This window comes from Streptomyces laculatispora (assembly GCF_017353455.1).
In the GTDB taxonomy this organism is placed as follows: Bacteria; Actinomycetota; Actinomycetes; order Streptomycetales; family Streptomycetaceae; genus Streptomyces; species Streptomyces laculatispora.
Genome location: NZ_JAFMPZ010000367.1, coordinates 1 through 10,671 on the forward strand (window position 1 = coordinate 1; position 10,671 = coordinate 10,671).

11 protein-coding genes are annotated in these 10,671 nt (G+C 69.7%); 1 reads left to right on the plus strand and 10 read right to left on the minus strand.

The window, feature by feature from the left end:
• The 5 genes from J1C73_RS19250 to J1C73_RS19270 all read right to left on the minus strand — a co-directional run.
• The coding region (locus J1C73_RS19250) for an NUDIX hydrolase (RefSeq protein ID WP_307797735.1) at positions 1-835 on the minus strand (835 nt) is incomplete at its 3' end.
• 107 nt (positions 836-942) lie between these two features.
• The gene (locus tag J1C73_RS19255; RefSeq protein ID WP_207317497.1) at positions 943-2,931 is read right to left on the minus strand and encodes an ABC transporter ATP-binding protein; all 1,989 of its coding nucleotides are present in this window, start codon (positions 2,929-2,931) and stop codon (positions 943-945) included.
• A complete protein-coding gene (locus J1C73_RS19260; RefSeq protein ID WP_207317498.1) occupies positions 2,928-3,398 on the minus strand; it encodes an NUDIX domain-containing protein in 471 nt (156 codons plus the stop codon). Before J1C73_RS19260 ends, J1C73_RS19255 begins: the two co-directional genes overlap by 4 nt.
• A complete protein-coding gene (locus J1C73_RS19265; protein ID WP_207317499.1) occupies positions 3,395-4,270 on the minus strand; it encodes a phosphotransferase enzyme family protein in 876 nt (291 codons plus the stop codon). The genes J1C73_RS19260 and J1C73_RS19265 overlap by 4 nt, the downstream gene beginning before the upstream one ends.
• 354 nt (positions 4,271-4,624) lie before the next feature.
• Positions 4,625-5,833, minus strand: coding sequence for a hypothetical protein (locus J1C73_RS19270; RefSeq protein WP_207317500.1), 1,209 nt, complete (start codon positions 5,831-5,833; stop codon positions 4,625-4,627).
• Positions 5,834-6,005: 172 nt separating this feature from the next.
• On the opposite strand from J1C73_RS19270, the gene J1C73_RS19275 reads away from it, so the two are divergent.
• On the plus strand, positions 6,006-6,506 hold the full coding sequence (locus J1C73_RS19275) for an NUDIX domain-containing protein (protein WP_207317501.1): 501 nt from the start codon (positions 6,006-6,008) through the stop codon (positions 6,504-6,506).
• A gap of 20 nt (positions 6,507-6,526) precedes the next feature.
• On the opposite strand, the gene J1C73_RS19280 is transcribed toward J1C73_RS19275, so the two are convergent.
• The 5 genes from J1C73_RS19280 to J1C73_RS19300 form a co-directional block, all read right to left on the minus strand.
• Entirely contained in the window at positions 6,527-7,072 is a 546-nt protein-coding gene (locus tag J1C73_RS19280) for an NUDIX hydrolase (RefSeq protein ID WP_207317502.1), read from the minus strand.
• Positions 7,069-7,911 carry a class I SAM-dependent methyltransferase gene (locus J1C73_RS19285; protein WP_207317503.1) on the minus strand — a complete coding sequence of 281 codons (843 nt, stop codon included), beginning with the start codon at positions 7,909-7,911 and terminating at the stop codon, positions 7,069-7,071. Before J1C73_RS19285 ends, J1C73_RS19280 begins: the two co-directional genes overlap by 4 nt.
• A 60-nt stretch (positions 7,912-7,971) precedes the next feature.
• A complete protein-coding gene (locus J1C73_RS19290; protein WP_207317504.1) occupies positions 7,972-8,901 on the minus strand; it encodes a DUF2797 domain-containing protein in 930 nt (309 codons plus the stop codon).
• 34 nt (positions 8,902-8,935) lie between these two features.
• Positions 8,936-9,628, minus strand: coding sequence for a dTMP kinase (locus tag J1C73_RS19295; protein ID WP_207317505.1), 693 nt, complete (start codon positions 9,626-9,628; stop codon positions 8,936-8,938).
• Positions 9,625-10,671 (minus strand): hypothetical protein (locus tag J1C73_RS19300; protein ID WP_242644399.1); only part of this gene is annotated, 1,047 nt, incomplete at its 5' end. The genes J1C73_RS19300 and J1C73_RS19295, both read right to left, overlap by 4 nt.

Here is a 10,671-nt window from a genome sequence, read left to right on the forward strand (position 1 = left end):
GACGGGCGGCCAGTCGGAGCCTGGCATTGGGCCCCACCCCGCCGTAGACCTCGCCCGTCTCATCGAGCTCCCAGCCCAGTCGCACCGGGTCGGTCAGGATGAGCTGGGCTTCCTCGGCGGCTTCGCGGTGGAGGGTTGCCTCGGGCATCGTGTCGGCCTTCTCCACGGTGCCGCCGGGCAGCATGGGCAGGGCGCCCCGGGGGCCGGGGTCGGCCACAAGGACGACCCGGCCGTCGGGAACGAAGCACCACCCCCAGGCTTGCTGCACGGGGAGCCGCTCGGACACAGGGCCACGGTTGAGGGGACTGTCCCACAAGGGCCGGTAGCGGACGTGGACGTCATGGCGATCCAGCGCCGGGACGTCGAGGATGTGCCGGCCGTCGGCGAGGTGAGCCGTGGCGGTGTTCCCGAGCCGGGCACGGTAGGCGGCGAGCATGATCTGCCCGTCCACGGGACGCAGCCGCTGCACCGCGTCCCGGGTTTCGAGGAAGGCGTACTCGGACAGCTCCTCGCGAGGCAGGCGGATCACCTTCGCTTGGTCGGGGGTGAGGGTTCCGCCGTCGAAGACATATCGGATCTCTCCAGGGAAGGGCGCGGCGGGCCTGATGTCTGGGTGGTGCTGTGAGAGGGAGTGGACGGCAAGCACGCCCGACAGGGTCAGGTCCGCCAGGCCCAGTTCCTCGGTGATCTCGCGCTGGCAGGCGGCGTGCGGGTGTTCGCCGGGTTCGACGACTCCGCCGGGCAGCAGCCACCGGTCGTCCTCGCGGTAGGTCGGGTGGACCAGCAGAACGCGGCCGACCTGGTCGGTGATGATCGCGGCGGCCCCGAGCCACACCGCGTGCCGGGTTGCGGCGTACTGCGCTGCTGACAGAACGGACTGCGATGCAACGCGTGCTGACGAAGGGAGGGAGGAGGACATGCTCTGCCTTTCGGTGGAGCGGGTCATGCCTTGTCCAAGACGCTGGGCGAAGCAGGCTTCGGGACATTCGGGGTCGGGGCGTACTGGGCGGCCTGGGTGTCGAACATGGCGGCGTACCGCCCGCCTGCGGCCATGAGGTCGTCGTGGGTGCCGTGCTCGACGAGGCGCCCTTGGTTGAGGACGTAGATGCGGTCGGCGTGGCGGACACCGGACATGCGGTGGGTGACCAGGACGACGGCCCGGTGCGGTGCGGCCAGGCGCCGGATACGGTCGAAGGCAGCGATCTCCGCTTCCGGGTCGAGGGCGGAAGTCGGCTCGTCGACAATCAGGACGCTGTCCGATTGCGATGTTGAGCTACGCCAGTGGGTGCGGGCCAGACCCACTTTCTGCCACTCCCCGCCGGAAAGTTCGATGGCTCCGCGGAACATGCGGCCGAGCATGCTGTCCAGCCCGTTGGGGAGTTTGGCGGTGACGGGCCCGGCTCCGGCGTAGTCGACGGACGTCTGCAGGTCGCGCGTCGAGGCGACGTGGTCGGGACGACCGATGCGGATGTTCATCGCGGCCGTGACAGGCCAGCGCTGGAAGTCCTGGGTGAGCAGGGAGACGCGGTGGAAGACCTGAGCCCGTTCCAGCCCGGAGATGTCGGCCTCGCCCCACTTCACCGTGCCGTCGTGAGGCAGCAGCAGACCGGACAGGATCTTCATCAAGGTGCTTTTACCGGAGCCGTTCTCGCCCACGACGGCGGTGACCGACCCCATGGGGAAGGTGAGCGTGACGTCGTCCAAGGCCGGTGCGTCGCGGTCGGGATACCGGTAGGTGACGTGCTCCAGGGAGACCTGCTTGACCTGGTCAGGGACAAGACTGCCGGTCTCAGGGATAGCGCGTTGGGCAGCCTCGACCAGGAATTGACCGTGGTCCCGCACGTAGAGGGACTCCTCGTGCAGCTGGTTGGTGTTCATCACCAGTGCGCCCAGGCTCGCCGACCCGGTCCGCACCGCGATCACGGCAGTGCCGGCGACGGCGAGGCTCATATGACCGGCCATGACCAGCCAGATCATCGTTCCGTAGGTGGCGGCCATCGCCAGCCCGGACAGCGCGGAGGCGACCCATTCGGTGACGGCCTTGCTGGAGGCCAGACGCTCCTGCTCCGCCTCTGCGCTCGCGGCCATGCGCCGATACCGGTCGAGGAGGAAGGGACCCACGGCGTGGATACGTACTTCTTGGGCGGCCGTTCGCTCGGTGAGGAGGTTGCCAATAAGGCGGCTGGCCCGCACGTGCTCGATCCAGCTCATCATCGACACGTAGCGTTCCTGTGCCACCCGCATGGCGCCCCAACCCCGGGGCGCAGCGATGACCAGCAGCATGGGCAGCAGGGCCGGATGCAGGACGGTGAGCACACCGGCCGTGGCGATCAGCGAGATACTGCTGTTCAGCGCGGAGACACAGGCGCCGATCATGCGGCGCGCGGAGGCGGGCCCGTACTGGGCGATGTCGATCAGACGACGGAAGTCCGGGTCGTCGATGGCTTCGAGTTCCACGGCGGTGGCCGCGGCCAGGTACTGGGTGGTGGCGATCCGCTCGACCTTTGGCTCCAGGCGTCCGGCCCGAGAGGTCGACCAGCCGGCCAGGGCGGAGTTGACGACGGCGACGCCTGCGGCGGCGAGCAGGCCCGGCAGCAAGGCGTGCAGCCGCTCGACAGCGTCTCCGCCCCCTAATAGCGCGTGCATGACCGCGTTGATGGCAAGCAGGCCGACCGCGGCGGCGATGCCCTGGCCGAGTTCGCTGATCGCGACCGCCACGAGCGCGCGGCGATCCGCGCTCCAGGCCATCCGCAGGGCAGCGCCGACGAGTCTGGGCATCTGTCGCAGCGCTGATCGCATGGTCAAGTCCAGGCCCGCGTGCTCGTGTTGGGACCAGCCCATGTCGTAGCGCAACGGCCCGCCGAAGAGCTCGCGTTCTGCCTCGGAGACCTGGGGCTCCGCCATGCGGACCTTGCCGAAGAATCGCTTCACTCGCTGCCTCCCTGCGTCGGCCAGTTCAGAGCCCGGTAGGACGGGCCGTGGGTGATCATGTGGAAGATGGCGGTGGTGTGCGGGTGGCAGTCCGGCGGGGGCATCTCCATCGATACCCAGAACAAGCCCTCGTGCTTGTCCGGCTCGGCGTTGTGCGGCTCGCCCGCCCAGGACTGGGCGACGAAGACGGCGGTGACCCGGTCCGGGCCGTCGCCGGATTCGTGGTGGTGAATGAGGCCGCAGAACTCCTGTTGCTCGGCGCTGATGCGGACCCCCGTCTCTTCTTCCGCTTCGCGCCGCGCGGCGTGGTCGAGCGGTTCGCCGGCTTTCAGATGGCCACCAACGACGGTGAGTTGTCCCGGTGCGAGGGCCGCCTCCGGTTTGCGACGTACGCACAGGGCTGCGCCGTTCGAGCGGAGCAGGACTTGGGCCGCGTCAGCGATCAGCAGGTGACGCGCGTCACTCACAGACGGCCCTCCTGTAGCAGGTGTGCGACGGTGCGCCGGCCGCGCGCGGTCACGAGCGGATCGCCGTGCCGGGGGCCGTAGGCGAGAGCGCTGGCGGCGTCAGCTGCTGCGAACGCTGTCAGCGCGTATTCCTCTGCCTCGGACAGAGGCCGGCCGTACCCCTCGAACAGGGCGGTCCGCAGTTCGGGATGGTCTAGCCACAGCGAGGTGGCGAGTTTGACGAAGTCGGCGACACGGGGGCCCGGTTCACTGCGTTCGAAGTCGATCAGAGTGCAGCGCTGACCGTTCCAGAGCAGGTTGCGCTCCCAGAAGTCCCCGTGCAGCCACCCGGCCGGTAGCGGTCCGCAGCCGGGCAGCGCGCCCACGAGGTGCCGCAGCAGCTCGGCTTCCGTGGTGGACAGGTGGTCGCCGGCCTTGGCGAGGTGCTTGTCCAGGCCGGCCACTGTGTTCTCGACGACTGTGTCGGCTTCCGGCTGGACCGGGGGGCCGGTCATGGCGTCGTGGAAGCGGCGCAGGAGCTGCCCGGCTTGCCGGTGGGCCGTGCGGCGGCGCGCGGGTGACTCTTCCTCCTTCAACGGCTCGCCGTCCACGGCGGTCAGGATCAGGGCGAGCAGCTCCGCGGAACTGTCGCGCAGCAGCGGGGCATTGCCGTGACCGAGGTGAGGAACGGCCACCCGGTAGGCACGGGTCTCGCGCGTATACAGGATCGGTTTGGGCGCCACTTTCACGTAGTGGTAGCCAGTGGGTCCAGTCACCCTCCATACCTGGGAGTTGTCGCGGTCGTGCGAGGAGTCCCGCACATCGTCCAGGGGGCCCAGCACGCTCTCCACCAGGGCGTGGAGAGGGGAGGGAAGACGAGCGGAGTCCGTCATGCGAGGTACCTCGTATCCGGTCGTGCTCCGCCGGAGAGCAGCGCGGCGCGGTCGGAGGCGAGGTGAAGGCTGGCGCCCGAGGAGGCAGTGGTGTTTTCGAACGCAGGATGAACGAGCGCAGGGCGGCGTACGGGATGCATGGGGGCTCCTCGGGGCGAGATGCGGACAGGTGATCGGGTAACGGCGAGTCTGCTGTCGCCGTAACGGGTGGAGGCGGGCGAAATCTAGAACCTGATTTCGAATAGCGGGCCCTCTCCTTCTGTGGTCGGGTGGGGCGGGTTGTGATGCTGTGTTCGATCACTCATGTGGGTTGCGGTACCTCCTGCGGGGGATTGCCGGGGGCCGCCTGGTCGGTCATGGCGTGGCGAGGTCTGGGCGGAGGGCGATCGTGTCGCGAAGGAAGCTGCGCTTGGAGTAGAAGGTGTGCTCGGCCGCCCAGCCGTGACTGGCGAGGTACTCGCAGAGCCAGCTGTCGATCCGCTTCATCTCGGTGAGGACCTCGTCCTGGTCGTGTTCGAGGATGCTGCGCGAGCGGAGGTACTCCAGCTCGCACTGGGAGAGCACTACTTCGGGTGCCGCCAGGAGGGCGCAGCGGTCGAGGAAGATGCCGTAGACGTGTCCGGTGCGCATCGACTCGCACTGGATGTCGTAGCGGACGCGTTGGAAGGGCGGCATAGCCCGGACCTGGAGGCCCAAATCTTCGCCCAGGTACGCCTCGAAGCGGTCGGGGGTGATGTCGAGACCGGGAGTCAGTTCCTCGCGGCGGGCGAAGGCGTCCTCCGTGAACCACTTCCGCTTGACCACGTGCCCGGCGGTGACGGTGGGAATGAAGGAGGCGTAGCCGATCTCGGACTCGGGGCCGGTGACGTCGAACAGATGGTTCTCGGTGTGGTGGATCTGGAACTCTTCCCGGTACTCCGGACGGCAGCCTTCCAGTTCGCCGTCGCGCAGTGCCTTGAGCAGTTCCATGGACGCGGCCCAGATGTCCGGTGCCGGGTCGAGGGTGTACTTGAACTCCAGCTCGGTACCGGAGAAGTGCTTGCGGAAGTACCGGAGGTGGTTGTTGAGCGCCGTGCTCGACTCAGCGTGAGCCGTCAGCGCGGGGTCGAGCCAGCGCAGTTCCTCGACCGGGCCGTGGCCGACTGGTTCTCGGGTGGTGCGGACGAAGCAGGCGTCCTCGGGGTGGAAACGGATCTGCGCGTACGCGTGGTAGCCGCCGCCGGGGTGTTCGGCCAGATAGCACAGCGGCACTAGGCCCCGGGCGGCCTCGGCGCCGACCAAGCCACGCAGGGCGAGGCCGGCGATGGCGTCGGGGAACAGTTCGCCGCCGTCGATCCGGGCTGACCCGAGCCGGGTGCCGCCGGGGTGCAGCGCTTCGGTCGGGCAGGGCCCAAGCGCGTCCCAGCGGACGATCACGGTGGTGGCTGGCTGACACACCTCCTGCGGTGGCACCCGTACGAGCACGATCGGCTCGTTGGGCCGCCGTGGCGCGGTGCGGTTGAGGAGGTGGACGCCGCCGAGGACGACCCAGGCTCCTCGGTCCGAGGTCTGCTCATCGTGCACGCTGGACTCCTTCGTGTGAAGCAGGCACCACGGGTGATCGCCCTACAACCCAAGGGGGCAACCGGGTCGGCCGGACACGGCCGGATGGCTGCCCGCTTCTTGCTGCGACGTCCGGCCGGCCCGTCGGCCTAGGGTGGGCCGGGTGAGTCATGGTGAAGTCGGTCAGGTGATCTTGGACGAGGCTGTTGCGGATGCCCGCCTCGCCGCATGGGAGTTCGACGGTGCACGGGCCTGGCTGGAGGAAGCCCGTCGGCATCCGATGGAGCCGCTGGCGGCCGAGGTGTGGGTCACCGACCCTGCCTTCGAGCACGTCCTGCTGGTCAAGCACCGCGTGCGCGGATGGGTGCCGCCAGGCGGCAAGGTGGAGCCGAGCGAAGCGCCGCGTGCGGCGGCGGCACGAGAGCTGCTGGAGGAGACCGGCTTGGCCACCGAGCTGCTGCCCGAGCCCGCAGCCGTGGCGGTGCGTTCCTACCGGGCCGACTGGTCTCCGACGCTGGGCCTGTCCTATGCCGCGATCGTCGGACGCGACGTGCCGCTCGCCGGGGAGCAGAACCAGCCGGCGGCATGGTTCCGTCTGGACACCGACTGGGACAGCGTCTTCCCCGAGGACCGCGAGCGGATCCGTGCGCACGCTTGGCGCCTTGCGGCCAGCCGAGCGGTCGGCTCCTGCTGAGCGACGCCTCTGGTCACCGTTCACAGGACCGCGTCAATCCGGTCGAGGTCGACCGAGGGCAGGGTGACTAGCCCAAGGTCGTGCAGGAAGCGGCACCACACCGGCTCCAGGCCGGGCTCCCGCTCGAACTGCTCCTGACTCAAGTGTCCGTCGGTGTACGCGGCGGTCCGCAGCGCGTGCTGCTGCAGCTCATCGGGGTGGATCCACCGAGGGGCGCGGACCTCGCGGGGAGAGGGGCACAGTGATCCGGAAACCTCAGCCTGGTAGATCCACCAGTGGTGGCCGACCGGACCGGTGGGCGTGCGGCGGCAGCGGTTGGGCCGCCACTGGTCCAGCAGCGGCTGCAGGTGGGTGACGGTGAGGCCGACCTCTTCGGTGACCTCGTCGCGGGCGGCCTGCTTGGGGCCGCCGTGCTGGTCGACGTGGCCGGCGACCGGGGCGATTCCCGCCGGAGGGGTCGCCCGCTCGAACACCAGGAGGCCGTTCGGAGAGGAGACCAGGATCCCGACGCTTGTGTGGTCACAGAGGCGGTCCTTGCTGCCGGGCACCGGGGCGGCCGGGTTCATGCGGTGGCCTCCGGCCGCTGGGCGACGACCACGAGCCAGCTCGTCACGGTCGGGGCGTCGGGGGTGGTCATGGCATAGGCGGTGTGGAGGATCTGCATCCGCTGGGCGTGGGTGAAGTCGCCTTCGGGCCGCGCGAAGACGGGTATGGACAGCCACGCCTTCTTCTCGGCCATGGTGCTGTGCTGGGCGGTGACGTCGGTATCGAGGACATTGAGTCCGGCTGCGGTCAGCTGCTCGGCGACCGTCTCCAGCGGCAGCTTCGGCGGCGCGTCTGCGGCCGTCGGCGGGGTGTATCCGTGGTCGTCAGCGGCGACTTGGCCGATGAGGGCGTTCAGTGAGGGCCCGGTGCGGACGGACTGTTCGTCGGGGTGCCGTACGCCAGCGAAGCCGCCGCCGATGTTGAAGACGAAGTGCCCGCCTGGGCGCAGGATGTGGGCGACGGCCGTGAACACTGCGGCGGTATCGGTCTTCCAGATCGCGGAGTTGCACACCACGGCATCGGCGCTGTCAGCGTGGAGGTGGTCGGCGAGCTGCTCGGCCGGGGAGGTGATCCAGGCCAGGCGGGCGTCGGTCAGGGTGCGGCGGCCGACACGCTGCATCGCGGCGGCGTTGTCGACGGAGACGACCCGGGCTCGGGCCGGGATGAGGTCGAGGATCGCGCGGGCGGTCGCGCCGGCGCCGCCGCACAGGTCGACCACCAGGCTGGCGTTGGCCAGCTGGCCTCGGCGGGCAAGGTCGCGGCTGGTCGCGTCGTACATGGGGTGGGCGCGGGTGAAGGCGTTGTACGCCTCGGCGTTGCTGTCCTCGTCCCAGCCGAGGATGGCGTCCTGGGGTGCCATGTTGCTGTGGCCTCGCTTCTCAGGGCGGCCCGGCAGTCCAGGCCGTGCGTTCGGACAGGGTCAAAAGAGCGCGGACTGTACGGCGGCGGGCGGTGAGGAGAACTGCGCGCCGAGGACGATGCACCGGCCCTTGAGGGCGCCGAGGTCGAGCATGTAGGGCAGTTGTTCATCACCGCCATCGAGGGTGGCGAGGACCTGAGAGCCGAGGCAGGAGAGCACCGTCAGCCCGTGCTCACCGGAGCGTGGATCGTGCGGGTACAAGGGCCTCCCGGCCCCCGGCGTCCGCAGCAGGTCGCCATCGCCGGGCGGCGTCCACGGCTCGGGCGTGGCCGGGACGTTCAGGTCGCTCAGGGCCTCGGTGGCGCGGTCGAGGTGCTGCTGGTGAGCGGCGCCGGCCGGGGCGAGGTCGCGCAGCTCGGCCAGGGCCGTCAGCTTGGCCGCGGCTCGCACGGTCTGCGTCAGGCCGAGGTGGCGGGTGAGGGCATCCTCCAGGAACCGCACGGCGCGGCCGTCAGCAGTCCGGGCGAGGTAGCTAGCGATCAGGGCACCCTGTTCGTCGAGGCGGGAGCGCTTACGGGGTTCGGCCGCGGTGCCGATCTTGGTGGTGCCGTCGGCGAACGTCGCCAGGTACAGCCAGTGCGGCTGGGCCATGTACGCCGCCAGGGCGTCGGGAACGTGCCCGCCGGAGTGGAACCGGTGGGCGAAGCGGAAGTCATCCCGCCCGGTGCAGGCCGCGCACTGGCCGCCGGCCTCGGCCGGGGCCCGGTCAGGGCAGGCGACCGCCTCGACGCGGACGCGGTCGGCGAACCGGTACCGGCCGGTGCACCACCGGCCGGTACCGCTCACCTGGTAACCCAGGCGCCTGCCCGTGACCGGGGCGTAGACGAGTGGTCCGCCGGTCACGGGGGCAAGCAGAAGACGGGGGTCTCCGCTCGCCCAGGTGATGCCGTGGCAGACGAATGTCCCGCTGGCGGGCAGGGCCTGGTCCATGGTGCGTTCCTTGTCGATCGGGATCGGGGCTGGGTCAGACGGTCAGGTGCAGACGGTCGGCCAGGGCAGCGGAGGCGGCCTTGAAAACCTGGTCGCGGTCCAACTGGGCGACGTCCAGCGTCAGCCAGGCGCCGCGCTCCGCCTGTTCGCGCATCTGCTCCAGGACGGTGTCCTGGTAGCGGATGAAGTCCTCGTCACCGCCGCCGGCGTGGCCGGCCTCCAAGGAAGTGAACGAACCCTTGCGGACGAGAGCCTCGCGGGCACCGATGTTCAGGAAGAACACCAGGTCCGGCTTTGTCAGATGCGCGAAGACCTGCTCGCACAGGCGGGGGGAGACCTCGGGGTTGACCGCGTACCGGGCGAGGATCTTGTGGTGCGCGTTGTCGAGGATCACGTGGGTGCCCGCGGCGAGGGCCGGCTGAATAACGAGCCGGTCCTGCAGGGTGTACCAGGAGGCCAGGGCAAGCAGCCAGTAGTGGTCGCCGCATGCCTGGGCGACGCGGGCGTCGCGCCGGTAGACCAGCTCGTTGAGGCAGTCGAGGTAGGCGGACAGCTCCGGGTCCTGGGGGACGTCGGTGCTGTGCTTGCCGATGAGGACTGCCGTGTGGCCGATGTCGTTCAGGGCCTGGTGGAGGCGGGCGGCGAGGGTCGACTTGCCGGCCCCGTCACCGCCGACGAAGGTGATCAGCTTCCCGGCTGCGGGGGTGGTCGGCGCGTTCGCCGTCATCGGGACTCTCCCAGGGTGTGCGTCGGGCTGGAGGTCAGGCGGCCGGTGATGATGGTGCGGATGCGGTCCACCAGGACGGCCCGCTGGCGCAGGACGTCGCCGTGCCGCTCATTGGACAGGTCGGCGGGATAGTGGGTGGCGAGGTTGTTGGAAATGACGTGGAGGTAGCCGAATCTGATCCCCGCCTGGCGCGCCGCCGCCCCCATGGGGCCGATCTCCGGGTCGACGAAGGCGTACGAGGCGGTGTGCTGGAGAAGCCAGTCGCGGTTCTCCAGCAGGATCGACGGGGAGGAGACGTGCAGGCCGCTGCGCACCCCGTCGTGGGCGGCGGCGTAGTCGCCGAAGAAGTCGTCCCAGCTCACCATCGCCCCGCGTACCAGGCTGCTGTTGCCGGTCGCCAGCCAGGCGTTCGGTTCGACGCCGGGGGTCAGCGAGCCGACCTTGCCGACGTAGACGACGTCGCCTGCGCCGAGTTCGGCAAGGCGCGCGACGACCCGTCCGGCCACGTCCCCCCAGATGCTGTGGAGGAACCCGAGGTAGACCACGCGACGGCCGGCGACCTCGGTGCGCTGCCACGCGTAGCCGGGCCCGCGGGTCCACGCTCCGTTCTCGGGCGCGAGGTACTGAAGGCCCCAACCGACGATCACCAGGTCGCCGTCCAGTTCCAGGTCAAGCGCGTTGAGCGCCGTTCGGCACTCCTCCTGCTCGGGCGGCTGATAGGTGACGGTGTCTGCCGGGCGGTCGGTCATGGCCAGGTACGTGGCGATGATCAGGGCGTAGTGCTGGACGTAGTCGGCGCCGGGGAACGCCTTGACGACGAGGTCAGGGCCGTGGACCTCTGCGGTGGGCCGCTCGACGTTGAACAGCTTCCCGGTCTTCTCGTACCGGGAAACCACCGCCGTGCGGTCGTAACCGCCGACGACGCGGATGCTGTTCCAGTCCTGGTCCTGGATGAGGTGGTGGACCTTGATCTCCAGGTAGCGCAGCAGCCTCGCGTGGGTCATGGTGTGCCCGGCTGGCTCGATCGGGGCGGCGCGCAGGAG

Coding starts and splice junctions, on each gene's coding strand:
- J1C73_RS19265 (WP_207317499.1), bottom strand. CDS start 4,270: ATGACGGACTCCGCTCGTCTTCCCTCCCCTCTCCACGCCCTGGTGGAG.
- J1C73_RS19280 (WP_207317502.1), bottom strand. CDS start 7,072: ATGAACCCGGCCGCCCCGGTGCCCGGCAGCAAGGACCGCCTCTGTGAC.
- J1C73_RS19285 (WP_207317503.1), bottom strand. CDS start 7,911: ATGGCACCCCAGGACGCCATCCTCGGCTGGGACGAGGACAGCAACGCC.
- J1C73_RS19290 (WP_207317504.1), bottom strand. CDS start 8,901: ATGGACCAGGCCCTGCCCGCCAGCGGGACATTCGTCTGCCACGGCATC.
- J1C73_RS19295 (WP_207317505.1), bottom strand. CDS start 9,628: ATGACGGCGAACGCGCCGACCACCCCCGCAGCCGGGAAGCTGATCACC.